A 24,271-nucleotide genomic window follows, 5' to 3' on the forward strand; every position below is an offset into this window, starting at 1 on the left:
AATGGAAGTAAACGAACATTGGAATGACAGGGGTGCCCATGAACGGATTGATCGGATATACGTTGAACTTGGTGCTGGCCAGATGGAGCAACCGGTGTAGATGGAGTCCGGAATGGTACTGAAGCCAGAGACAGGAAGAACAACCGTTCGCCGGGCAAGAAGGATCATCAGCCACCTTGCGTACCAATGTCAAGTAATGTTGCGCACTTTTGAACCGATTTCGCTTTTCCCGCCCCCAAACACCCTCCCCCTGAAGGGTTACTCCTCTTCCATTCACTACGTCCGATAAGGATACTGTGAGAATGACTTCCTTTTTTTCGGAGAAACTCCATGAGCAGTGATACCACTAGCGAGCTCAAACCCCTGAACATCGCACTGCTAACCGTGTCTGATACCCGTGGTCCTGCAGAAGACACTTCGGGGCAGTTCCTGGAAAACAGCATCGTTGAAGCGGGTCACCGGCTCGTTGCCCGGCGCATCCTGCCAGACGATGTCTATCTGGTGCGGGCCCTGATGTCATCCTGGATTGCAGACCCGGAGATCAATGTGGCGCTCATCACCGGCGGTACCGGTTTTCACGAGCGCGACAGCACGCCCGAAGCCGTCGGACCACTGCTGGACAAGACCATCGACGGGTTTGGCGAGGAATTCCGTCGCCTGTCCGCCAGCGAGATAGGCACGTCCACCATTCAGTCCCGTGCTTTTGGCGGGCTGGCCAATCATACCGTCATCTTCTGTCTGCCCGGTTCTACGGGCGCCTGCCGTACCGGCTGGAACGGCATTCTGAATACCCAGCTGGACAGCCGGCACGGCCCCTGCAATTTCTCGGGCCTGACCCTGGGCAAGCCAGACAAGCCTTTCGACCGTATCAACCAGGTCATTGGCGAGCGCTCGGAGCGATAGGCCATGGAAAGTTCTGACCTGATCCCCGTGGACGATGCCATCGAACACCTCGTCGCCCGGGCCCGCCCGGTTGCAGACACGCAGACCGTGGCTCTGGCAGACAGCCTGGACCGGGTTCTGGCCCAGGATTACATGGTGCCGGAGGACGTTCCGCCTGCTGACAACAGCGCGGTAGACGGGTACGCCGTACGCGCCGGGGACCTTTCCGGTGAAGCAGTGTTACCGGTTTCAGGGCGAGTTGCTGCAGGTCAGGCACCCGGATCACTTCAGCCCGGCACCGCGGTGCGAATTTTCACCGGCTCGGAGATTCCCGCAGGCGCGGACTCCGTGGTTATGCAGGAGCGGGTTACGGTGGCCGATGATGGCATTACCGTCGATGCTACGGTAAGCGAAGGCCAGAATATCCGCCGCCAGGGCCAGGACCTGGCCCGAGGTGAGCTGGCGCTGGCGAGAGGCACCAGGATTCGGCCCCAGGAGATGGGCCTGCTGGGGTCCATGGGCGTGGCCGAAGTGGCTGTCTACGCAAAACTGAAAGTCGCCATCCTTAACACCGGTGATGAACTGGTCGCGCCCGGACAACCTCTGGCGTCCGGCCAGATCTATAACTCCAACCGCTTTACTTTACTGGGGCTACTGGCGAAGGCTGGCTGCGAAGTATCGCTGTGCGAAACCCTGGCTGACACCCGCGACGCTACCCGCAGCACGCTCAAAAGAGCGGCTGCAGAGTCCGACCTGATCATCACCACCGGCGGCGTGTCGGTGGGCGAAGAAGATCATGTACGGGCCGTACTGGAGGAGTCCGGTGATCTGTCGCTGTGGCGCATGGCCAGCAAGCCCGGCAAGCCGCTGGCGTTCGGCGCGATGGACGGCACCCCGGTTCTGGGCCTGCCCGGCAATCCTGCGGCGGTGCTGGTCACCTTTATGGTAGTGGGCATGCCATTTATTCGAGCCTGCCAGGGACGTGCGGGTGTTACGATTCATGGCGAACGGATACCCTCCGGGTTTTCGATTGAGAAGCCCTCTATCCGCCGGGAATTTGTCCGTGCCCGCAAGAGCATTGGCGATGACGGCCCGGTGATAATGGCCTACCCTAACCAGAGTTCCGGCGTGCTGAGTTCGGCGTGCTGGGCTGACGGACTGGCCGTGGTGCCTGAGAACGAGACCATCGGCCTGGGCGACACCATTAGCTACTATTCGTTTGCGGAGCTGCTGGAATAACCATGAGCGCGGACAATACCATTACTGTGAAGTTTTTTGCCCGCCTGCGGGAGGAGCTGGATACCGCATCGCTTACGGTAGAGGCAGAATCCGATCTGACCGCTGGCAAACTGTTGCAAAGCCTTGCGGCCAGGGGCGGAAGCTGGACTCAGCTGGCTGGCGCGCACCCAGTCATGATTGCGGTCAATCAGGTGATGACAAAACCGGACACGGTGTTGCAGCCCGGCGATGAAGTGGCCTTTTTCCCGCCGGTGACGGGAGGCTGATGTGATTCGTGTCCAGCAAGAGGATTTCGACCCTGCGGAAGAATACCGCGCACTCCGGGATTCCGGCTCTGGTACCGGGGCTATTGCGACCTTTACCGGGCTGGTACGGGACAGTGGCGACCTGAAGGGTGTTACGGGGCTGTTTCTTGAGCATTACCCGGGGATGACTGAGCAGGTTATCGAGGGGCTGGTTCGTGAGGCGTCCGGTCGCTGGGATGTGCGTGAGGCGCGGGTTATTCACCGGGTGGGGTCTCTGGCATTGGGTGAGCAGATTGTGTTCGTGGGGGTGTGCAGCGCCCACCGCGGGGATGCGTTTGCGGCCTGCGAGTTCATCATGGACGCTCTGAAGACGTCGGCGCCGTTCTGGAAGAAGGAGATTACGGGCGACAGTGAGCACTGGGTTGAGCAGAAGGCTGCTGATCTGGATCGGTCTCAGAGTTGGGAGTAGTCTTCGGGGATCTTTTTTGCAAGACGGCCAGCAATGCCGAGCCCTCCTTCCGAAAAACGCTGTAAATACTTCCCTGTACGCTTGGGCTCCGCCATCCATGGCTCCGCACATTTTCGGAAGGAGGGCTCGACATTACTCGCCTGATTACTTGCTCTCCTGAAAGAGTCTTCCAAGTGCTGCGGGCGGGCTGGTTTCTGGCAATAAAAAACCGCCCGTGAACCTTTGCTCAGGGGCGGTTTAGGCCAGAAGCAGCTATCAGAGATTGCTGTCCAGGAAGGCGGCCAGTTGTGACTTGGACAGGGCGCCCACTTTGGTGGCGTCCACGTTGCCGTTTTTGAACAGCATCAGTGTGGGGATACCACGGATATTGAACTTGGGCGGTGTCTGCTCGTTTTCGTCGATGTTCAGTTTGCAGACTTTCAGCTTGCCTTCGTACTCTTCAGCCATTTCTTCCAGTACCGGAGCAATCATCTTGCAAGGGCCGCACCATTCTGCCCAGTAGTCTACCAGTACCGGTACGTCTGACTGCAGTACGTCCTGCTCAAAGGAGGCATCTGTAACGTTTACAATATTTCCGCTCATTTCAGTTTCCCGATTCGTGCATCCTCCAGCGGCGCGAGCCGCTCGGGGGGATGCTATTGACTGTTGCTGACAGTTACCACCACTGGGTATTGGTAACCGTTCACCGTGATCATGGTACGCAATACTTTACGCGATTGGTCAGGCGTATGTGAAGCGCTTCCTTCTGTACGGACACTTCGGATTACACTGACCGACAGTGCACCATTGCGTTACACGGCATATCGCTTATAGTAATCTCCAGATTTAGCGGTTTGCACCCAGCTATCACATTTGTACTGGTCATTACTCAACCGTTGCCGAGGCTTCCCGCCTTCGGTTTACCAAGTTCCCTTCCCTCTATTTAGGGCCTGGCAGAAGGAATTCAATACACGTGACGGCCAACTCTTCCGCCACCCCGCCAGAACTGCTCGCAGCAATTGATATGGGCTCCAACAGTTTCCACATGGTGGTGGCCCGCCTGGTTCACGGTGAGATCCGCACGCTTGAGAAAATGGGCGAGAAGGTCCAGCTCGGGGCCGGCCTGGACAGCTACAACCGGCTTACCGAGGATGCCCAGCAGCGAGCCCTGGCCTGCCTGAGCCGCTTCGCCCAGCGGCTGCAGGGCATGCCGCCGGAAGCCGTTCAGGTTGTCGGCACCAATGCCCTGCGCGTGGCACGCAACACCCAGGAGTTCATGGTACGGGCGGAGGAAGTACTGGGATATCCGGTGGAGATCATTGCCGGTCGGGAAGAAGCCCGCCTGATCTATCTGGGGGTCTCCCACACCTTATCGGACGACAGTGGTCGGCGGCTGGTGATTGATATCGGCGGCGGCAGCACCGAGTTCATCATCGGTGAGCGGTTTGAGCCCCAGGATATGGAGAGCCTGCACATGGGTTGTGTATCGTTCCGCAACCGTTATTTCCCGGACGGCAAGGTTACCCGCAAGCAGATGGACAAAGCCGTCACCCACGCCGAGCAGGAGCTGCTCAATATCCGCCAGCATTTCCGCAACAAGGGCTGGCAAAGCGCGGTGGGGTCGTCCGGTTCCATCAAGGCCATTGCCAGTGTGTTGGCCAGTCTCAAGATTACCGACGGCACGATTACCCTCGAGGCCATGACCGAGCTCCGAAAACGTCTGGTGGATATGGGCAAGGTGGAGAAGCTGGGCGACCTGGGAGTACGAACCGACCGCCAGAGCATTTTCCCGGCAGGGTTCGCCATTCTGATGGGGGCTTTCCAGTCACTCCAGATAAAGGAGCTGACCTTCGCCGATGGTGCCCTGCGCGAAGGCCTGCTTTACGATATCGCTGGCCGGATTCAGCATGAGGACGTGCGGGAGCGGACCATACAGGCCCTGCAGGAGCGCTACCATGTAGACCAGGAACACGGCTATGCGGTGGAGGAAACTGCCCTTGCAGCCTGGCGGCAGGTAGCCGATACATGGGCGCTCAACACTCCCGCAGACGAGGAAGTTCTGCGTTGGGCCTGCCGGCTGCATGAAATCGGCCTGACCATTTCCCACAGCCAGTACCACAAGCATGGCGCCTACCTGCTTCGCTATTCCGATCTGCCCGGCTTCAGCCAGCAATTCCAGCGCGACCTGGCAACCCTGGTTCGTGGCCATCGGCGCAAGTTCTCATCCGCCATATTCGAGGGACTGGACCCGGAAGATATCCCCCGTCTGCGCTATCTGTGCGTAATAGTTCGGCTGGCTGTTCTGTTGCAACATCCCCGTAACCATGAGCAGCCCCCGGAGCTGCGCCTGCACCCCTCAACCAATGCCCTGGCCGTAGAATTCCCCTCCGGCTGGCTGGATGAGCGCCCCCTCACCCTTGCGGACCTCGAGAACGAAAGGGACTACCTTGCCAAACAGGATTTTACCCTGACTGTAAGCAGCTAGAACGAGAGCTCTGCTTCCAGGGTCTCCACCGTTTCACTGATGTCGAGCCACTCGGCCTCCACGTCGGCAAGACGACTCTTGGCGACAGCTTGCTGACTCAGCAGTTCTTTCAGCTTCTGTTTGCCCTGGTCAGCATAGAGATCAGGGTCCGAAAGATTCTGCTCCAGTGTCATCAGGGTGGACTGCAAGCTGTCCATCTCCTTTTCAAGCGCGGTCTGTTGCTTGCGATAGGGGCTGAGCTTCTGCCGAATAGCCGCTTCTGCCCGCTTGCGGGCCTTGCGATCTTCCGCGTTTTCGCCGTCACCGGCGGCACTTTCTGCAGTAGCTGCTGAACCGGCAGTATTGCTGCGGCTCTCGCGCCTGGGGGCCTCTGTTTCATCCTTGCGACGGTCTGCCAGCCAACGCTCGTAATCTTCCAGATCGCCATCGTATTCGGTTACCCGCCCATCATTCACCAGCCAGAAATCATCGACCGTGTTACGCAACAGGTGACGATCGTGGGAGACCACGACAATCGCTCCGTTAAAGTTCTGCAGCGCCATGGTCAGGGCCTGGCGCATTTCCAGATCCAGGTGGTTGGTGGGCTCGTCCAGCAACAGCAGGTTGGGTTTTTGCCAGGCAATAACCGCCAGAGCCACCCGGGCCTTTTCTCCGCCGGAAAATGAACGAATGGCACTGAGGGCGCCATCGCCGTGGAAGTCGAAGCCGCCCAGGAAGTTGCGGATGCTCTGTTCCGATGCGCGTGGAGAGAGCCGCTGCAGATGCAGGAACGGGCTGGCATCCAGATCCAGGGATTCAAGCTGGTGCTGAGCAAAATAACCAATGGCAAGATGCTCTCCGGTGGTTCGCTCGCCCCGAAGCAGTGTACTCTCACCGCGCAGGGCATCCATCAGGGTGGATTTACCAGCGCCGTTAGGCCCTAGCAGCCCAACTCGACTGCCGGGCAGCAGGGAGAGGTTGATCCCATCCAGGATGACCGTTTCGCCATACCCGGCTGCGCCGTTGCGAATGGACAGCAACGGATTGGACACCTTGTCAGCCACCGGGAACTCGAAACTGAATGGCGAGTCCACATGGGCAGGTGCAATTCTTTCCATCCGCTCCAGCGCCTTGACGCGGCTCTGGGCCTGACGGGCTTTCGTGGCCTGAGCCCGGAAACGGTCAATGAAGCGCTGGATCTCGGCAATTTTGGCCTGCTGACGCTCATAACCGGCCTGCTGTTGAGCGAGGCGTTCGCTGCGCTGGGTTTCAAACGCTGAGTAATTACCCGTATACAGCTCCAGCCGGCGCTGATCAAAATGCACAAGGTGTGTCGCTACACGGTCCATAAAGTCCCGGTCGTGGGAGATGAACAGTAGCGTGCCCTCGTAACGCCGCAGCCAGTTTTCCAGCCACAGACAAGCATCCAGATCAAGGTGGTTGGTCGGTTCATCCAATAGCAGCAGGTCTGACGGGCGCATCAGGGCCTGGGCCAGGTTAAGGCGTATCCGCCAGCCGCCGGAAAAGGCCGATACCGGCCGCTCGGCGTCGGTATCGGAAAACCCGAGCCCACGCAGCAAAGCTTCCGCCCGGCGCGACGCAGACCAGGCCTCATGAACATCCAGCTCGCCATGAATGCGGGCAACGGTGTGGTCATCCCCGCGTTCTTCCGCCGCCGCCAGCTCTGCTTCCATTCGCCGCAGGTCGTGATCACCGTCCAGCACGAAATCCCTGGCACTGCGGGACGAAGCAGCGACTTCCTGGGCCATATGCGCTATCCGGCAGCCACCGGGTAACGACACACTGCCCTGCTCCGGCGACAACTGCCCCAGCAATAACTGGAACAAACTGGATTTTCCGGCGCCATTGGCACCGACTATCGCCACCCTCTGGCCAGGCTGAACGGTCAGGTTGACGGCTTCTAGCAACCAGATGCCACCCCGTTGTAAACTGAGATCGGTTATCGTTAACATAGCGTAATGGTATCAGGGAACGTTTAATAAGGAACCGTCAGGTGCTCCATGTCGTGTAGCGGGAGAAAGATACCTGAGGATGCTGATCCGGAAAACCCGTTGTGGCAATTTGCCTGCCGATTCTGGGAGTCGCCCCGCGCGCAAGAGTCGTGCCTGGAACTCCAGAGCAGGGGTTGGAGCGTTACCCGGATTCTTTGTGCGGTCTGGCTTGCATCTTCCGGTCGTAGCTTTTCCGGCCAGGAGTGCCCTACGGTAACCGAGTGGCGAACTCAGGTGACCGTACCACTCAGGACGGCGAGAAAATACATAACGAAAACGAACCCTCACACTGTTAAGGTGAGGGAATTCATAGCCCGCAGCGAACTTGAAGCAGAGCGGGTTGAGCTGGCACTGGCTTATAAGGCCCTGGTTTCACAAACACATACAGGTTCCAGTGAGGAAACCACGGCGAGCCTGGCCCGGAATAACCTTCTGGCTGCAGCACCGGAGACGAAAATGAACAACGGGACCGGCAGACTGCTGGACACACTCGCCAGAGAACTGTCGACACTCGCAACGGGAGAAAACAGGCCATGATGATGAAATGGCTGATCCGGCTGGCGTTTCCTGCACTCGGCGTACTTATGGCGTTGATGTTCTTTGGCCTGAATGACCCGGCCGAAACATCACCCAAGCCCGCTGAAACAGAAGCGCGTACGGACATTCCCTCGTTTGAAGGGCTGGTCCCCTCTCCTGTACCCACTGAGGGGCCGGATATTGTCTTCAAGTGGCAGGACAGTGACGGAAGCTGGCACTACGCCGACAAACCACCAGCCCAGGGGCCCTGGAATGCCCTCGCCATAGAGCGGACCGACAATAAAACCCAGCGCCCCCCTGCTTCTGATCCGGAAACCGACTGGCAGTCCCCCTACCAGGCGCCGTTTTCCATGACTCCCAACACAGCCAACAACGGCAGCTAAGGCTGCCGTTACTCCTCCCTTAACACATGTTCAGTGGCATCTGGCGACAGAACCCGTTACCTTTTGGGCGTTCGTAATCATTCAACAGTAACCATAATGAAGGAACAGGCAATGAACAAAACCCTGATCGCACTGGCCGTTGCCGGCGCCCTGGTCGGCTGCTCTTCCCCACAGGATGCGGCCCCGGAAGATCCCGCCCTGGAATCCACCGACGAAAAGGTCAGCTATGGCATGGGCCTGGTGATGGGTGAGCGGATGGGCAACGATCTGCCAGATCTGCAGATGGACCAGTTCCTGCAGGGTATTCAACACGGCCACGCCGGCGATGAAGAGCAGACTCGCATGAGCCGGGAAGAAATCCAGGAGGCCCTGATGGCCTACCAGACCCAACTGCAGGAGCAGGAGTCAGCCCAGACCGAAGAGCTGGCCCAGAAGAACCGGGAAGCCGGAGAAGAATTCCTGGCCGAAAACGCAGAGCGTGACGGTGTTGAAACCACGGAATCAGGCCTCCAGTACGAAATACTGGAAGAAGGCGATGGAGAGAAGCCGAGCGCAGAAGATCGTGTACGGGTTCACTATACCGGCGAATTGATTTCAGGGGAGGTGTTCGATAGCTCCCGCGAGCGCGGCGAGCCGGTTACTTTCGGCCTGAATCAGGTTATCCCGGGCTGGACTGAAGGCCTGCAGCTGATGTCTGAAGGCAGCAGGGCCAAGCTGTACATTCCGGCAGATCTGGCTTACGGGCCGGGCGGAAACCAGAGAATCGGGCCCAACGAGACACTGGTGTTTGACGTGGAACTGATGGAAATCAACCCGGAATAATCACCTTACCCCGCGCTTCCCCCGCTTCAGACATTGAGGCCGGGGGAAGCCACCGGCGGGCCATTCACGCCGATGACATGACCTTCTCTGCGTGAGCGTTATGCAGGTGCTCAATCAGGTAATCTTCCATCTCGAAACGACTTTCCAGGGTTTCCCCCAGTTCGGAAAGCTGCTCGAACAATTCGCGGACTTCACCTTCCGTCAGTGACTGGCCGTTAAGTCGATCATTGAAGTTCAGTGCCGTTTCCGTCGTCTGCTCGATTTTCGGATACAGTCTTGCCGCCAGCTCCAGGCCGCCATCATTGAACTCCCTGGCTTCCTGTACCAACTGATCGTATATCTCGAAGTGCCCTGCCGATACGTAATCTACCAGCACCTCGCAAAGCCGTACGAACTTCCCATGCAGTGCTTCTGTCTGCGAGTAATCCGTGGTTCCGGACAAGTCGCAATAGTGCACCAGCAGTTCCTGTCTTTCTTTCAGCCAACGGTCAATCAGTTCGCTGACACCACCCCAACGCTCCCTGGCATTACGGCAATTATCCAACATGAGGCCTATCTCCGGTTACCGGGTTCTGGTTTGACTCTTCTTCTCGTGACGAGTCTCAAGTTACCCCATGCCGACGGTCCGTCGCAACCGTTTCAGCCCTGGATCCAGCCAGACTTTTTTCGCGGCAGGAACAGCATTATCAGACCAATGATCACCACCAGGGCGAAAAAGATGGCTGTCCATCCGGGGATACTGAGCCCCAGAAAGCGCCAGGTCACTTCGGCACAATCTCCGGTACCCCTGAGAGCGGTGGTCAGTACCTCCACCCAGGGCAACACGTCCAGCATGTAATCCACCGACGGGCCGCATGCCGGCACCTGGTCAGCAGGCAGGCTCTGTAACCAGAGCTGACGCCCTGCCACGCCAAGACCGGCTCCGGCACTTACCACCAGCAGAAAACCATAAACTCTGACTCCAAACCCCGTTGGTCCGTGCAGCGCTGCCAACAGGCTGACCATGCCTGCCGCCATAAAGCCAAATCGCTGCAGCCAGCATAGCGGGCAAGGCTCCAGCCCCATGAAGTGCTCCATGTAAAAGGCCACGCCAAGGAGGCCGGCACAAAGCAGGAATATCAGGAAAAAAACCGCTCTGGAGTTCAAATGTATACCTCTGATCTACATTCATGTCAGACAGTTCGCCCCGCCACCGCGACGGAACCACCAGATGCTGCAACCCTGCATCGACCCTGCTATTCTCCCAGCATCGGTGGTGCCTGCAGGCGCCCAGCCACTTAACCTTAAACCAATACGAACTTCAAGCCTATGACACTTAAGCCAAAGCACCTTTTGCTGGCTCTGCTGATCACCTTGCCTTTAGCCTCCGCCAGCTTTGCCGAGGAAGACGAAGAAGCCGCGCAGGAGCAGCAGGAGGAAGAGCCAGGCATAACCGACTACATCGAAATGGACCCTCCGTTCGTCACTCACGTGGGGGAACCAGGTACCAAGCTGACCTACCTCAAGGCGGCCGTCACCATACGGGCATCCAGGGAGACCACGCGCCCTGCGGTAGAAGCCCACATGCCCAGGCTTCGCCACGAGTTGGTGATGCTGTTCGGGGAGCAGACAGATGCCGACCGGTTGTCGGGCAACGAGGGGCAACAGGCACTGCGGGAAGAGGCGACGAGTCGAATTAATGCCGTGCTGGAAGAGCAACAGACCGGCGAAAGCATCACCGGCGTGTTATTTACCGAGTTTGTTGTGCAGAAATAGCGATCAGGAATGCCGGCCCGGGTCAGGCGATGCATGAGAACAGATCGTCCACGGGCTGCGCCTCCCTGGCGACCTGTTCGGCATCTTCCCAGCCTGCTTCCCACGCAGCGATGACCACGTCACCGCGATAGGGGCAGCGGCTTCGCTCCATTCCCATGGAAGCCGCCATGTAGCCCTGGCGGTACGCCTTGTTCAGGGATTCAACATCCCATCCCAGCTTGATGTCTCTGGCCATGTCGGTTCTCCGTTTACCTGTTCAGCCACCATCAAACGGTGCCTTCGTGTTTACAGAAATTAACAGCGACAGCAGGGGCTGACAAACTTTTGTTACATTTCTGTGCGACAGGTCCGGAACTGCCACCTCAGGAGCGCAGGTACTGCTCCAGGAACTCACCGAAGGGCTGGTTATCGCTCTGCTCCATGGCAGCCTGCTCCGACAGCGAGTCCCTGGTCATTTTCTCGAAGGCCGCCATCACTTCCGCGGGCAGACCTTCATTTCGGAGAGTCTGCTGGTGCTGCCTGGCCATCTCCAGTCCCCACTCGCGGTGCCCCATGCCGGAACGTTCCATGTCGTCCAGCACCTTCGCCGAAGGAACCTGCAGCGGCTCCTCCAGCTTGACCCTCTGATCACCCAGAGCGCGCCGATAAGTTTCGTCGCCGTTCCAGTTATCCAGTTGCTCCGCCAGCGGCTCCAGGCGATCCAGCAGGGCCGAGGCAGCATCACCCACGGCCACCGGCTCACCCGCCCGACACAGCGTCAGCTTCGGGTCTCTGCCGCGAGACACCACATCCTGGTAGTTGTCGTCCAGGCGGTCACACTCATCATCGTCGATGCGCGGGCTATCAGACAGCAGGCAGTCCAGAAGGAACAGATCCAGAAAATCGATCTGGCTTTCGTTGACGCCGACCGGGGAGAAGGGGTCAAGGTCCAGACACCGCACTTCGATGTATTCGACACCGCGGGAGTCCAGGGCCTGAATCGGCTTTTCTTCACGCTCAGTGGTGCGCTTTGGGCGCACGGCGCTGTAGTACTCGTTCTCGATCTGCAGCACGCTGGTGTTGATCTGTATGAACTCGCCATTACGCTGGATACCGATCTTCTCGTATGGCGGCCACGGGGTATGAATCGCCCGGAACAGGGTGTCCGTGTAGGTTTTCAGTTCGTTGAAACAGATATTCAACGAGGCCTGGGCGTTATTGTGATATCCCAGGTCACCCATACGCAGGGAGGTAGCATTGCGGCCGCACCAGGTGTCCTCGCTGAACCTGGTCAGGTCATGATGCACCCCCGCCACAAAACTGGCATCCAGTGCAGGAGAGGCGCCGAACAGCAGCATCAGCAGCCAACTGCGGCGGCGGAAATTGCGGATCAGCCAGAAGTACTGGTCCGACTTGAAATCCTGAAGACTTTGCTGATTACCCACTGCCTGCTGCCACAGGTCCCAGAAGCTGTCAGGCAGTGAAAGGTTGTAATGGGCACCGGCAATGCTCTGCATCATCCGGCCATAGCGAACCGCCAGCCCCTGACGGTAGACGTGTTTCAGGTGTCCGATGTTGGCTGTGCCGTATTCGGCAATGGGAATGCTCTCGTCGCCGTCCAGCTCACAGGGCATGCTGGCAGCCCAGAACACTTCATCATCCAGGTTATGCTGTACGAACCGGTGAATATCCCGCAGGGAGTCAAGCATGCCACGGGTGGTGTCGAACACCGGGGTAATCAGCTCCAGCAAAGCTTCGGAGTAATCCGTGGTGATGCGGGGGTGGGTCAGTGCGGAGCCCAGGGAGCGGGGGTGCGGCGTCTGGGCAATAAAGCCGTTGCGATCGACCCGCAGGCCCTCTTTTTCCACGCCCTTTCTGAATCCGGTCCACTGGCTGGCAGTGAACTGTTGAAAAAGCTGATGGCGGGATTCACCCATGAATGACTCCTGCTAGGATGGCCGCCGGGATCACCGGCAGCCTGTAGTATAGTGTGTAACGGCGCGGGTTAACGGCCGTCTTTACGAGCGGATGCCAGCGCCTGTGCCAGCGCTCCGGCCATGGCCCCTTTTTGCGGGCTTTCCGCCCCCGTCTGGCGATCATTCCTGGCGGACGGCTTGCCACTGCCCCCCCGCCGATTACCGCCGCTGCCGGCACGATTATCGGACGTTTCACCAGGCTGGTCATCCATACGCATGGAAAGCGCAATCCGCTTTCTCGGGATATCTACGTCCATCACCTTGACCTTGACGATATCCCCGGCCTTGACCACTTCCCGCGGGTCTTTCACAAAGGTATTGGACAGGGCCGAAATATGCACCAGTCCGTCCTGATGAACACCGATATCCACGAACGCCCCGAAGTTGGTCACGTTGGTGACCGACCCTTCCAGTACCATGCCCGGTTTAAGGTCATTGAGGGTTTCAACCCCTTCCTCGAAGCTGGCAAAACGGAATTCAGGGCGTGGATCCCGGCCGGGCTTTTCCAGTTCCGTAATAATATCCTTTATGGTGGGCAGGCCGAACTGCTCGGTCACGTAATCCTGCGGGTTCAGTGTCCGCAGGAAGGCAGCGTCGCCGATAATCGCTTCAACCTTGCGGTTGTTCTTGCGGGCAATGGCCTCGACCACTCCATAGGCTTCCGGGTGAACCGAAGAACGGTCCAGCGGGTTGTCGCCGCTGGCAATGCGCAGGAAACCAGCCGCCTGTTCGAAGGTGCGGTCTCCCAGCCGGGATACTTTAAGCAACTGCTTGCGGTCACGGAATACGCCATTCTGGTTACGGAAGTCGACGATGTTCTGGGCGATGCTCTGATTCAGGCCAGACACTCTTGCCAGCAGCGGAATCGAGGCGGTATTGAGGTCCACGCCCACACCGTTAACACAATCTTCCACCACCGCGTCCAGGCTACGGGCCAGTTGCACCTGGGATACATCGTGCTGGTACTGGCCCACGCCGATGGATTTGGGTTCGATCTTGACCATTTCCGCCAACGGGTCCTGCAGGCGACGGGCAATGGACACCGCACCCCGAATGGTTACATCCAGGTCCGGCAACTCGCGGGAAGCGAACTCGGAGGCGGAATAGATGGAGGCACCGGACTCACTGACGACGATCCGCGCCAGTTTGAGCTCCGGATAACGCTTGCATAGGTCGGCCACCAGCTTGTCCGTCTCACGGGATGCCGTACCGTTGCCGATGGCAATGAGCTCAATGCTGTACTCCCGACACCACTTGGCCAGTTGCTCAATGGACTGGTCCCACTGGTTACGCGGCGCATGAGGAAAGATTCCACCGTGACCCACCACCTGGCCGGTTCCGTCGATGATGGCCACCTTCACTCCGGTACGCAGTCCGGGGTCCAGCCCCAACGTCGGGCGGGGGCCAGCCGGTGCCAGCAACAGCAGGTCCTTCAGGTTGGCGGCGAACACGTTGATGGCTTCGGTTTCGGCGGCTTCCCGCACCTGGGCCATCAGGTCAGTTTCTATCTGGGTGGACAGCTTTACCCGCCAGGTCCAGCGTACCACTTCCGACAACCAACGATCCCCAGCACGGCCGTTGTCGCGAATGCGCCAGCGAGCGGCAATGCGCTGCTCCGCCGGGTGTGGCTGGCGGCGGTCATCTTCGGCATCACCCACCACAATGGAATAGGTCAGCACGCCCTCATTGCGCCCCCGAAGAATGGCCAGGGCGCGGTGGGACGGTACTTTTTTCAGGGGCTCGACATGGTCGAAATAGTCACGGAACTTGGCGCCTTCAGTTTCTTTTCCGGCTACCACGGTGACCTTGAGCTGTCCCTGCTGCCAGATGAAATCACGCAGCTCACCCAGCAGTTCCGCATCCTCGGAAAACCGCTCCATCAGGATATAACGGGCACCATCAAGGGCGGCCTTGGTATCGGCAATGCCGGCGTCGGCATTGAGGTAGCTTTGCGCTGTCTGTTCCGGATCCAGCGTCGGGTCGTCATAAAGCGCATCGGCCAACGGCTCCAGCCCTGCCTCGCGGGCGATCTGGGCCTTGGTGCGGCGCTTGGGTTTGTACGGCAGGTAGAGGTCTTCCAGGCGGTTCTTGGTGTCCGCTGCGTCAATACTGGCCCGCAGCTCATCGGTGAGCTTGCCCTGCTCCTCGATACTGTTGAGGATAGTGGCGCGGCGGTCGTCCAGTTCCCGAAGGTAGCGCAGGCGCTCTTCCAGGTTACGTAGCTGGCTGTCGTCCAGGGAACCGGTGACTTCCTTTCGGTAGCGGGCAATAAAGGGAACGGTAGCCCCCCCGTCCAGCATTTCCACGGTGGCATTAACCTGCTGTTCACGAACACCGAGTTCGTCAGCAATGCGCCTGATGATACTGTTCATGCAACCTCATCTGATGCTTACGAGTCAAAGCGCAAAGGTACAGCGGCTTACTGCTGCAGGCAAGCAGAGCGGGTCCGGTTGTCCAGAAATTGAACAAGATCATTCCAGGGCATGGGGCGGGCGTAATAATAGCCCTGGATTTCGTCACAGTGTTGCTGGCGCAGGAATTCCAGTTGCCCTTCGGTTTCCACACCCTCCGCCACCACGCTGATCTGCAGGCTGTGAGCCAGACTGATAATGGCGCGGATGATGTGTTCAGCATCCGCCGAGTGCCCCAGGTCCTGGACGAACGACTTGTCAATCTTGACCAGGGAGATAGGCAGGTGCTGGAGATTACTCAGGGAGGAGAAACCCGTACCGAAATCATCCAGGGCAAAACTGATACCCAACTGGTTGAGTTCCCGAAGACATCGCTGGGCGTACTCGGGATCATGCATCATGGCACTTTCAGTAAGCTCCAGCTCCAGCAGGCTGGTATCGACATTCGCATTGAAGATGATGCGGAAAATGGTTTCTGTCATCTTGCGGTCATGGAACTGACGGAACGAGAGGTTGACCGCAAATACCAGCCCGGGGTGACCCAGCTCGGAAGATTCCTGCAGGCGCTTGCAGGCCTGCTCGATGACCCAATAGCCGATGGGCACAATCAACCCGCTACGCTCGGCCACCGGAATGAATTCATCCGGCCCCACCAGGCCCCGCTCCGGGTGATTCCATCGCAACAGGCATTCCACCCCGCGAACTTCCTCTGAAGCCAGATCAATCCGCGGCTGGTAATACACCTCCAGCTCGTTGCCCCGCAGGGCGTTGCGGAGATCCGCCTCCAGGCGTAACTGGTACCCTGCGGTTATGTGCAGCTGGCGATCGTAGAAACGGTAGCTGGTACCGGGATCCCGTTTGGCCTCGAACATGGCGCGGTTGGCCCTGCGCATCAGGTTCTCCGGGCTTTCGCCGGCCTCGGGATAGGTGGCAACGCCCAGGCTGGCACTGATCACTACATTCTGGCCATCGATGTTCAGCGGCTCGCCGATCGCGTTCACAATCTTGCGGATAATCTGGGTGATATCCAGTGAGTCTTCCACTTTCTCAACAATAATAGCGAACTCATCGCCACCGATACGCATCAACGAATCCATGCGCCGCAGGTTCAGGCGCAGACGTTCCGCCAGCTTGAGCATGATCTGGTCACTTTTCTGGTAACCGAAAGATTCATTGAAACTGCGAAAGTCGTCCAGGTTGATGTGCAGCAGGGCCAGACGCTGAGTGGCCCGCTCTGCCCGTAACAGGGCCTGCTGTAAACGGTCGAAAAACAGATCGCGATTGATAAATCCGCTGGCAACTTCTCTGCCCAGCTGACCATGGGCATACTCGGACAACTGCTCCCGGTACCAGAGGCACCGGACCGCCCTGCAGAGGCTCCAGCGGTCAATCCACTGGCGACACAGGTAATCCGAGGCACCGTTGGCCAACAGCCCCGGCGCACGCTCTGTGGGTGCTTCCGCGCTCATCGCCAGTATTGGCTTTTCATTACTGGACGCAGAGAGGTATTGCAGAAAAGCATCTTCCGAACCACCATGAAAAACGCAGTCCCAGAGGATGACATCAAAGTGGGTATTGTGAATCAGGTCATCGCAGTCGATCAGGTCCGGACACCAGGTGAGATCCGGCTCCAGTTCCCTGTCGTCGGCCAGCAAGGCACTCAGCCATAAAAAATCCGAGTACTCAGGTGTCAGTACCAACAGGCGCACATGGCCGGAATTAAAGGATTTTACTGCCAGGGTCATCAACAAGCGTCCCGTTCCTGAAGAGCATACATCTACGATCCCTCAAGAATAGCTGATAGATCGTCAAGGTACAGCATGTCCGCCTGGTGTAGAATAACCGCTTGCCGACTTCACCCATAAAATCCCCATTTGGCGCCCATATTTGTGAACATGCTCAACCCCCGACAGAGTGAAGCCGTTCGATATGCGGATGGCCCCATGCTGGTATTGGCCGGCGCCGGCAGTGGCAAGACCAGCGTAATCACCCGCAAGGTGGCCTATCTGATCGAGCACCTGGGCATCCCCGGGCGACATATTGCCGCAGTCACCTTTACCAACAAGGCGGCCAGGGAGATGAAAGAGCGGGTCGGGCGGCTGGTGGATCGCAAGCTGACTAGGGGGTTGATTGTGTCCACCTTCCATAACCTGGGGCTGAACATGATCCGTGAAGAGCATGAGCACCTGGGCTACCACCCCGGCTTTTCCATCTTCGACGCGGAAGACGCCAAGGCCCTGCTGCAGGACCTGATGATGCGGGAAGCCAGCGCAGACGCTGGTGACGAACTGTCGGACGTGCAGATGACCATCTCCTCCTGGAAGAACGCCATGCGCAGCCCTCAGGATGCCTGGAGCCGGGCGGCGGACGAGCGGGAGCAACGCATTGCGATCATCTACCGGTATTACAACGAATACCTGAAAGCCTACAACGCGGTTGATTTCGACGACCTGATCCTGCTACCGGTGCAACTGTTCCGCGACAACCCGGAAGTCCTGCAGAAATGGCGCAGGAAGATCCGCTACATGCTGGTGGATGAATACCAGGATACCAACATGTGCCAGTATGAACTGGTGAAACAGTTGGTGGCAGAGCGCGCCGCCTTCACCGTGGTAGGTGATGACGACCAGTCTATCTACGCCTGGCGCGGAGCCCGGCCGGAGAACCTGGAACAACTGAAGGAAGATTTTCCCAGCCTGAAGATCGTCAAGCTCGAACAGAACTACCGCTCTACCGCACGCATTCTGCGTTGCGCCAACACGGTGATCGCCAACAACCCCCACGTGTTCGAGAAGGCCCTCTGGAGTGACCACACCATTGGCGATGAATTACGCATCGTCCGGTGCCGTAACGAAGATGCGGAAGCCGACCGGGTTGCCATGGAAATCCTCGACCAGAAGCTGAAGAAAGGCCTGGCCTTCCGGGATTTTGCCGTGCTTTACCGGGGCAATCACCAGGCACGCCTGCTGGAAATGAAGCTGCAGGCCTACCAGATTCCCTACCGGATCTCGGGGGGGCAGTCGTTTTTCTCCAAGAACGAGATCAAGGACGCCATGTCCTACCTGCGCCTGCTGGTGAACCCGGATGATAACGCCGCATTCCTGCGGGTGGTAAACGTGCCCCGCAGGGAGATCGGCCCCCGCACCCTGGAGCAGCTCAGCCATTACGCCCGCTCCCGCGATGTCAGCCTCTTCCGCGCCCTGGGCGATATGGGTGCTGAAACCCATGTTACGGAAAAGGGGCTGGACCGCCTGCGCCGATTTGCTCACTGGGTAGACAACACCTGCGAGCGCCTGCACAGCGAAGACCCGATTCCGGTCATCAAGCAGCTGTTTACCGACATTGAGTACGAAGAATGGCTGCACCTGCATTCCGGCTCGCCGAAACAGGCGGAACGGCGAATGGAGAACATCTGGTACCTGGTGGAGTCCATTCAGCGCATGCTGGATGATGGCAAGGGCACGGCTGACGAGATCGGCATCGAGGATGCCATCAGCCGACTGATCCTCAGGGACATGATGGAACAGCAGGAAGAAGAAGATGACAGCGACAAGGTCCAGTTGCTGACATTACACGCCTCCAAAGGCCTTGAGTTCCCCCATGTTTTTATCATGGGATTGGAAGAAGAAATCCTCCCTCACCGTTCCAGCATTGAGGAAGGCAATATCGAGGAAGAACGGCGGCTGATGTACGTGGGCATCACCCGGGCCCGGGAAACCCTGACCCTTACCTACGCCGCCCAGCGCAAGCAATACGGCGAAAAACTGGAGACCATTCCCAGCCGGTTTCTGGATGAACTGCCGGAAGACGACCTGCGCTGGGAAGGCACCGGGGATCTCGACGTGGAAGCCAACCAGAAGAAGGGCAAGGCCACGCTGAGCGCACTTCTTGGCGACCTTGGACTATGAACAGAATTTAATACCCTGCCACTGCATCTCTCAACTGTTTTCTCCCGTTACTGATTCGGGGGGCTCTGCCTCTCCATTTCCAAAACAACAACATACGGGAGATCAACATGTCTCGAAACGAGATACCCCATACCTGGAACCTCGCCCTGGCGGCGGGCTCGGCGATCCTGCTCACCAGTGCATTACCGGTCTCAGCGGGACTGCTATCAACACTGACCGGCAGCTCTGACACTGCCGAAACCGAGGCCACGGATGACACCTCCTCTAAAGGTCGTTTCAGTGCGCCCTTCGCGGAGCCAACCATTATTGTGGATGGCGAAACTGTCGAAACCAGCGAAAAATGCATCACCCGTGCCGACGGCATGCTTGAGTGCAAACCCGCAGCAGGCACCATCGCGCTGCTGGAAGACGACCGCCTGCTATACCTGAATGCCCTGGAGGGCACCGAAAACGTAGAGCTTTCAATCGTGGCAGAGTTTGGCGAGGTCTCGGTCAACGACCAGACACGGGTACTCTCGCTGGGCGAGAACGACACACCAACCTGGCTGAAGCCAGATCCCCTGCGCGCCGGCGCCAACCCGGATGGGAACGACAGCGAAACACTGCTCAATGGCACCGAACTGGACGGCGTGATTGATACAGCGGACAACACCAGCAAAAACGATGGGGCCCTTTTCTGCTCCGACGTGGTAGGCCTCGCTGACGGCCGGGTGATGGCCGTTGGGGGAACCGATTACTACTCGGAGCCCGGCGTTGATGGCCTGCCCCTGGGCGTAGCAGAACTGGAAGGCATCAAGAACTCCCGGATCTTCGATGAGGAAACCAACACCTGGACCCAGAGTGGCGACATGAACTACGGCCGCTGGTACCCCTCCCTGGTCACACTTGGCAACGGCAACATATTTGTTGCCAGCGGCGTTACCAAGCTGCTCAAGCCGGTCTATCCCGAAGACCCGCTCAACTCAGGCCGCAACGTGGTTCAAACGGAAACCTACGATCCCTGCGCGGGCACATGGGCGCAAAACCCGTCCACCGCAGATCGGTCACTGCCACTGTATCCACGAATGCACCTCCTGCCCAACGGCCACGTGCTTTATAACGCCGGCGGTCAGGCCTTCAATCCGTTTGGCCAGGGTTATGACCAGGCGTTGTGGAATATCGTCGCCACGTACAACCCGGACAATCAGAGCTGGACAGACATCGGCTACGCGGGGCTGCCACTACGCCTCGATGAAATCGGTCTGGAGGAGCTCAGCAGCACGCTGAATGTTACCAACGTTTCTCTTGAACAAAGCACGTCGTTACTGGGCGATATACTGCAGTCCCCCACCGACCTGCTGACCACAGCCAGTGACCTGGGCCTCGATGAGGAAACCGTGAAAACCGCCATCGCCGGTGGCATGCGGGGCTCCACCTCATCCACCATGCTGCCACTAGAACCGGATGAAAATGGCAATTACACCGACGTGGAATTGCTCACTGCCGGGGGCGTACCCAGCTACGCGCTGCTTACTAATCCGGGCGGCTACCTGCCGACAGACCAGAGCCGCATTGACCGTATCAGCACCAATGGTGACCAGATTGAGTACGAGTCCCGTCTTACCGGCTCCCTTAATCAGCCGCGCTGGTATGGCACCAATGTGGTAATGCCTGATGGCAGTGTGATGGTATTCAGCGGCGGTAATCGCGATGGCGTGGTGGGACCGGGACTGGAAGGGCCGATCATGACCGCCGAACGGTTTGACCCGGAAACGTCAACCTGGACGGAAATGGCCGAGGCCAATCGCCCGCGCACTTACCACAACACCGCCTTGCTGATGGCCGACGGACGGGTAATGATCGCAGGCCATGCACCGATCAATACCGCCTACCTCTCTCACATCAGCTTCGAAGATTTTGGCCTCGCCCCCAATGCCGGCCGGGATCCCAGCTTCGAGATCTACACCCCTCCCTATGCCATGAGGGACGACCGCCCGCAGATTACCAGCGCGCCGGAGGACCTGACGGTAGGCGAGGACTTCTGGATTCAGGTGGATCAGGCTGAGGATATCGACAAGGTGCTGTTGATTCGCCGCACGGTGATGACGCACCTCATCGATGGCGACCAGCGTGCCATTGAGCTCCCGGTGCAGGCCCGTAACGGCCGCAACCTTCGCCTCAGAATGCCCGAGAACCACAACGTAGTGCCTGCTGGCAAGTACATGCTGTTCGTCAGCAAGGCCAGCGCCGAAGGCAGGGTGCCATCGGTCTCGGCGCCCATCACGGTGGTCAACAACTCCCTGCAGTGCATGGCAGACACCCATACAGCCGGTTCCGAAACTTCTGCGGAAGAGGACGACTCGTCTGGCGGCCTGCTGGGCCTGCTCTGAGGTGATGCCATGACAAAGAGCTTCCGCAACGACAAGCGCTCCATGAAGCATCTGTCTGCCCTGTGGCTCTGCGTGATGACCCTGTCAGCCTCCGGGCTGGCGGGGGCTCACGGAGCACCCGAGGCCGAGAACATTCCTTCACAACGGATCACCGCCAGCATAGACGGGAAACCGGAGATTGACGGCTTCAGCACCATGATCATTGATGCGCCACGGCCCGCTATTCTGGTGACCTACCGCGGCGATGAAACTACAATGATCCAGGGAACAGAAGGAGAGCCCTTTCTCCTATTTACCAGTCAGCGGGTGATGGCAAATGCCCATAGCAGGAGCTGGCAGAAACTCGCCGGGCATCAACCGATAAACGGAAAGGACCAGGGAGAAGGACCCGGGGAGATCAACTGGGTGGAAGTGTCAGGCTCCGGCAGCTACGGCTGGCTGGATCCGCGACTGAATGGCGAGCTATTGCGGCACTCCGGTGACAGCAATGGTATGGCCTGGTCCATCCCGGTGATCAATGCCTCCACCGGCACAACGGCGGTGACGGGACGGATAACGTCCATCCCTGTTCAATAGCGTTTTACAAAAAAGCCCCGCAATGCGGGGCTTTTTCGGTACTAAAGGTGACGCAGCGACAGATTACTCGCTCTCTTCGACCATAAACTCGACCGCCACCTGAATTTCCTCGTCAGAGCAGTTGGAGCAACCGCCCTTGGCAGGCATGGCGTTGAAGCCATTGATCGCGTGGTCGACCAGTGTCTCAAGGCCCTTGTCGATACGATCACCCCAGGCGGCTGAGTCGCCCACTACAGGTGCACCGGCTGCGCCGGATGCGTGGCACGCAGCACAAGCGGCATCATAAACTTCATTGCCGGCGCGAGGTTCGGAGCTGGCTGACTCAGCAGGCGCTGACTCCTGTCCGCAGTCTTCTCCCTGCACACAAACTTCACCCACCGGCGCAATACGGGAGCGGATTTCATCTTCAACATTGGCCATTACGGCACCTGTTGTCAGGCCGAAGCCAAGCAGTACGGCAGCCAGGACTCTCTTCATCTTCACAATGCACCTCGCAATTGGGCGTTATAATAATCAGTGGTCGCATTATAGCGATTGCGGCGGGGCAAAAAAACCAAAGTGCAAAATGAACGCCGTGTTTCAATCCGATTCGTTGCCATTTCGTAAGTCAGAAGGCCCTGCCCGCCTATTCCGGGTACCATACACAAAACAGAGTCTGAAGGTCGGAATTTATGCCTGATGCGAACCAGTCGCAACCCCACCCCTGGCGCAAACCTCTACTGATTACTGAGTTTTCAGCGTTGGCCGTATTGCTGGCATCCATGGGATGGTTCTCCAGCCGTACTGAAAGTGGTGCGGAGCTCAGCCCCGCATGGCTTCTCATCCCTGCAGCTGCAAGCCTGGTGGTGTTTATCTGCTTTATCGGCCTAATGTATTTACGCTGGGTAGTCGCCGCGGCCGCAGAGCGAAGAACCCGCCACAAGATCGTTTTTTCACTGCTGGTGGTGACCCTGCTCGGGGTCTGGGCCTACGGTATCGCCAACACATGGATCAGTCTCTCTCATGCATAAGGACGGGCTAATGTCTTTCGTTTCCAGTTTCCGCGTGGCGCCAACCGCCGGCGTTCTTCTTTACCTCTGCACTGCCGCTGTAGCGACTGCTGAGGAAAGCCAACTGCAATCAGAGAAAAGCTTTAACGATGTGACTCCTGAACAATGTGCATTGATCAGCGATGGCGTTCAGCGGCTGGCGTGTTATGACGCCATCAACGATCCCACCGAGGCCCGGGAGCAGGCTCAGGAGGACGAACTCGACGCCGTGTCCGACTCGGTCGAGGCGTTGGAATATGAAGAGCTGGCCGACGCAGAAGACGGCGACGAAGCCGTTGAGGACCTGGAAACCGGGGGTGAAGGCGACGACTCCGGGGTGATGTCTGCATTGATGAATCGTTACGTGGCAGCGGAAAAGGCCATTTTCTCCTTCTCCGGCAGCTTTGTGGGCCACCGCCCCATGTACATTCTGCCCTTCAGCTACATGAAGAACGCCAACCGCGAACCTTCCAGCCCCAGAACGGGCACCACCGGTTATGACTACGGCATTGACAACCAGGAAGCCAAATACCAGATCAGCTTCAAGGTGCCGCTACTTACTGGCTGGCTGGATGATCGCACAACGATGTGGTTCGGTTACACCCAGAAGTCATTCTGGCAGGTGTACAACACGGACGATTCCGCGCCCTTCCGGGAAACCAATTTCGAGCCCGAAATTTTCCTGCGGCACGCGCTAAACTACGATTTCGGCCCGGGCACCCTCAGTGGCGTCACCCTGGGCCTGAACCATGTATCCAATGGGCAGTCCGAGCCCCGCTCCCGCAGCTGGAACCGGATTGTGGCCTCGGCGGCCTACAGTTATGACCGTTGGCTGTTTATGGTTCAGCCCTGGTATCGATTACCGGAAAATAGCAGCGAAGACGATAACGAGGATATTGAACGCTATCTGGGCCACGCCAACTATCTGGCGATCTACAAGTGGTCGGATGACCGGACGCTTTCACTGACGCTGCAGAACAATCTGCGCTCTGACAATAACAAGACGTCGATTGAGCTGGGTTACAGTTTTCCGATGGGGGAGACGATCAAGGGGTATGTTCAGTACTTCAACGGGTATGGTGAGAGCCTGATTGATTACAATGAGCGGATTCAGCGGATTGGCATCGGGATTATGCTGAACGACTGGCTCTGAGTTACTTCCTATACCTGGTGTAAGACCGGTCGGCACGATACCCGTGTCAGAAACACGCTCCTTGCGGCACATCCCTGTGACGCT

23 protein-coding genes are annotated in these 24,271 nt (G+C 58.3%); 14 read left to right on the plus strand and 9 right to left on the minus strand.

Annotated features, from left to right (window positions below; all coding sequences use genetic code 11):
* The first annotated feature begins 330 nt into the window (after positions 1-330).
* From moaB to FO268_RS16500, 4 genes are read left to right on the plus strand one after another with little or no spacing between them, the layout of a single operon-like run.
* The gene (gene moaB, locus FO268_RS16485; protein ID WP_150994351.1) at positions 331-903 is read left to right on the plus strand and encodes a molybdenum cofactor biosynthesis protein B; all 573 of its coding nucleotides are present in this window, start codon (positions 331-333) and stop codon (positions 901-903) included.
* A gap of 3 nt (positions 904-906) precedes the next feature.
* Positions 907-2,121 carry a molybdopterin molybdotransferase MoeA gene (locus tag FO268_RS16490; protein WP_150994352.1) on the plus strand — a complete coding sequence of 405 codons (1,215 nt, stop codon included), beginning with the start codon at positions 907-909 and terminating at the stop codon, positions 2,119-2,121.
* 2 nt (positions 2,122-2,123) lie between these two features.
* Positions 2,124-2,387 (plus strand): molybdopterin converting factor subunit 1, encoded by a 264-nt coding sequence (gene moaD / locus FO268_RS16495; protein WP_150994353.1) that lies wholly within the window; start codon positions 2,124-2,126, stop codon positions 2,385-2,387.
* 1 nt (position 2,388) lies between these two features.
* Positions 2,389-2,835 carry a molybdenum cofactor biosynthesis protein MoaE gene (locus FO268_RS16500; protein ID WP_150994354.1) on the plus strand — a complete coding sequence of 149 codons (447 nt, stop codon included), beginning with the start codon at positions 2,389-2,391 and terminating at the stop codon, positions 2,833-2,835.
* A gap of 255 nt (positions 2,836-3,090) precedes the next feature.
* Here FO268_RS16500 and trxA read toward each other — a convergent pair whose 3' ends face one another.
* The gene (gene trxA, locus FO268_RS16505; protein WP_007153552.1) at positions 3,091-3,417 is read right to left on the minus strand and encodes a thioredoxin TrxA; all 327 of its coding nucleotides are present in this window, start codon (positions 3,415-3,417) and stop codon (positions 3,091-3,093) included.
* A gap of 370 nt (positions 3,418-3,787) precedes the next feature.
* Between trxA and ppx the strand changes: the two genes are divergently transcribed.
* Positions 3,788-5,299, plus strand: coding sequence for an exopolyphosphatase (ppx, locus tag FO268_RS16510; RefSeq protein WP_150994355.1), 1,512 nt, complete (start codon positions 3,788-3,790; stop codon positions 5,297-5,299).
* Here ppx and FO268_RS16515 read toward each other — a convergent pair.
* Positions 5,296-7,251 carry an ATP-binding cassette domain-containing protein gene (locus FO268_RS16515; protein ID WP_150994356.1) on the minus strand — a complete coding sequence of 652 codons (1,956 nt, stop codon included), beginning with the start codon at positions 7,249-7,251 and terminating at the stop codon, positions 5,296-5,298. The genes ppx and FO268_RS16515 overlap by 4 nt on opposite strands.
* Before the next feature lie 48 nt (positions 7,252-7,299).
* Between FO268_RS16515 and FO268_RS16520 the strand changes: the two genes are divergently transcribed.
* The 3 genes from FO268_RS16520 (at position 7,300) to FO268_RS16530 (ending at position 9,032) form a co-directional block, all read left to right on the plus strand.
* Positions 7,300-7,827 carry a TIGR02444 family protein gene (locus tag FO268_RS16520; RefSeq protein ID WP_150994357.1) on the plus strand — a complete coding sequence of 176 codons (528 nt, stop codon included), beginning with the start codon at positions 7,300-7,302 and terminating at the stop codon, positions 7,825-7,827.
* Positions 7,824-8,210: a DUF4124 domain-containing protein gene (locus FO268_RS16525; protein ID WP_150994358.1), complete on the plus strand. Its 387-nt coding sequence runs from the start codon at positions 7,824-7,826 to the stop codon at positions 8,208-8,210. The genes FO268_RS16520 and FO268_RS16525 overlap by 4 nt, the downstream gene beginning before the upstream one ends.
* Positions 8,211-8,321: 111 nt before the next feature.
* Positions 8,322-9,032, plus strand: a complete 711-nt coding sequence (locus FO268_RS16530; RefSeq protein ID WP_150994359.1) for an FKBP-type peptidyl-prolyl cis-trans isomerase — start codon at positions 8,322-8,324, stop codon at positions 9,030-9,032.
* Positions 9,033-9,096: 64 nt separating this feature from the next.
* Here the strand turns inward: FO268_RS16530 and rsd are convergent, their stop codons facing one another.
* Together rsd and FO268_RS16540 are read right to left on the minus strand one after the other, a co-directional pair.
* Positions 9,097-9,579 (minus strand): sigma D regulator, encoded by a 483-nt coding sequence (gene rsd, locus FO268_RS16535; protein ID WP_150994360.1) that lies wholly within the window; start codon positions 9,577-9,579, stop codon positions 9,097-9,099.
* A 92-nt stretch (positions 9,580-9,671) separates the two neighbouring features.
* Positions 9,672-10,178, minus strand: coding sequence for a disulfide bond formation protein B (locus FO268_RS16540; RefSeq protein WP_150994361.1), 507 nt, complete (start codon positions 10,176-10,178; stop codon positions 9,672-9,674).
* A 162-nt stretch (positions 10,179-10,340) separates the two neighbouring features.
* On the opposite strand from FO268_RS16540, the gene FO268_RS16545 reads away from it, so the two are divergent.
* Entirely contained in the window at positions 10,341-10,787 is a 447-nt protein-coding gene (locus tag FO268_RS16545; protein ID WP_150994362.1) for a flagellar basal body-associated FliL family protein, read from the plus strand.
* Positions 10,788-10,809: 22 nt separating this feature from the next.
* On the opposite strand, the gene rmf is transcribed toward FO268_RS16545, so the two are convergent.
* The 4 genes from rmf to FO268_RS16565 all read right to left on the minus strand — a co-directional run bounded on the left by rmf (position 10,810) and on the right by FO268_RS16565 (position 16,898).
* Positions 10,810-11,022 carry a ribosome modulation factor gene (gene rmf, locus FO268_RS16550; RefSeq protein WP_150994363.1) on the minus strand — a complete coding sequence of 71 codons (213 nt, stop codon included), beginning with the start codon at positions 11,020-11,022 and terminating at the stop codon, positions 10,810-10,812.
* A gap of 127 nt (positions 11,023-11,149) precedes the next feature.
* A complete protein-coding gene (gene gshA / locus FO268_RS16555) occupies positions 11,150-12,703 on the minus strand; it encodes a glutamate--cysteine ligase (RefSeq protein WP_150994364.1) in 1,554 nt (517 codons plus the stop codon).
* A 68-nt stretch (positions 12,704-12,771) separates the two neighbouring features.
* Positions 12,772-15,114, minus strand: a complete 2,343-nt coding sequence (locus tag FO268_RS16560) for a Tex family protein (RefSeq protein ID WP_150994365.1) — start codon at positions 15,112-15,114, stop codon at positions 12,772-12,774.
* 47 nt (positions 15,115-15,161) lie between these two features.
* Positions 15,162-16,898, minus strand: a complete 1,737-nt coding sequence (locus FO268_RS16565) for a GGDEF/EAL domain-containing response regulator (RefSeq protein ID WP_150994366.1) — start codon at positions 16,896-16,898, stop codon at positions 15,162-15,164.
* Between the two features lie 144 nt (positions 16,899-17,042).
* Between FO268_RS16565 and rep the strand changes: the two genes are divergently transcribed.
* From rep to FO268_RS16580, 3 genes are all read left to right on the plus strand, one after another.
* Positions 17,043-19,061 carry a DNA helicase Rep gene (gene rep / locus FO268_RS16570; protein WP_150994367.1) on the plus strand — a complete coding sequence of 673 codons (2,019 nt, stop codon included), beginning with the start codon at positions 17,043-17,045 and terminating at the stop codon, positions 19,059-19,061.
* A 107-nt stretch (positions 19,062-19,168) separates the two neighbouring features.
* Positions 19,169-21,430: a galactose oxidase-like domain-containing protein gene (locus FO268_RS16575; protein ID WP_150994368.1), complete on the plus strand. Its 2,262-nt coding sequence runs from the start codon at positions 19,169-19,171 to the stop codon at positions 21,428-21,430.
* 9 nt (positions 21,431-21,439) lie between these two features.
* On the plus strand, positions 21,440-22,006 hold the full coding sequence (locus FO268_RS16580) for a hypothetical protein (protein ID WP_150994369.1): 567 nt from the start codon (positions 21,440-21,442) through the stop codon (positions 22,004-22,006).
* Positions 22,007-22,069: 63 nt separating this feature from the next.
* Here the strand turns inward: FO268_RS16580 and FO268_RS16585 are convergent, their stop codons facing one another.
* Positions 22,070-22,483, minus strand: a complete 414-nt coding sequence (locus FO268_RS16585; RefSeq protein WP_150994370.1) for a c-type cytochrome — start codon at positions 22,481-22,483, stop codon at positions 22,070-22,072.
* A gap of 194 nt (positions 22,484-22,677) precedes the next feature.
* Here FO268_RS16585 and FO268_RS16590 point away from each other — a divergent pair, with 194 nt between their 5' ends.
* Together FO268_RS16590 and FO268_RS16595 are read left to right on the plus strand one after the other, a co-directional pair.
* Complete coding sequence (locus FO268_RS16590; RefSeq protein ID WP_150994371.1) at positions 22,678-23,016, plus strand: hypothetical protein; 339 nt, start codon at positions 22,678-22,680, stop codon at positions 23,014-23,016.
* A gap of 10 nt (positions 23,017-23,026) precedes the next feature.
* On the plus strand, positions 23,027-24,187 hold the full coding sequence (locus FO268_RS16595; protein WP_150994372.1) for a phospholipase A: 1,161 nt from the start codon (positions 23,027-23,029) through the stop codon (positions 24,185-24,187).
* Positions 24,188-24,271: the final 84 nt, after the last annotated feature.

The organism is Marinobacter denitrificans, from assembly GCF_008795955.1.
Classification (GTDB): domain Bacteria; phylum Pseudomonadota; class Gammaproteobacteria; order Pseudomonadales; family Oleiphilaceae; genus Marinobacter; species Marinobacter denitrificans.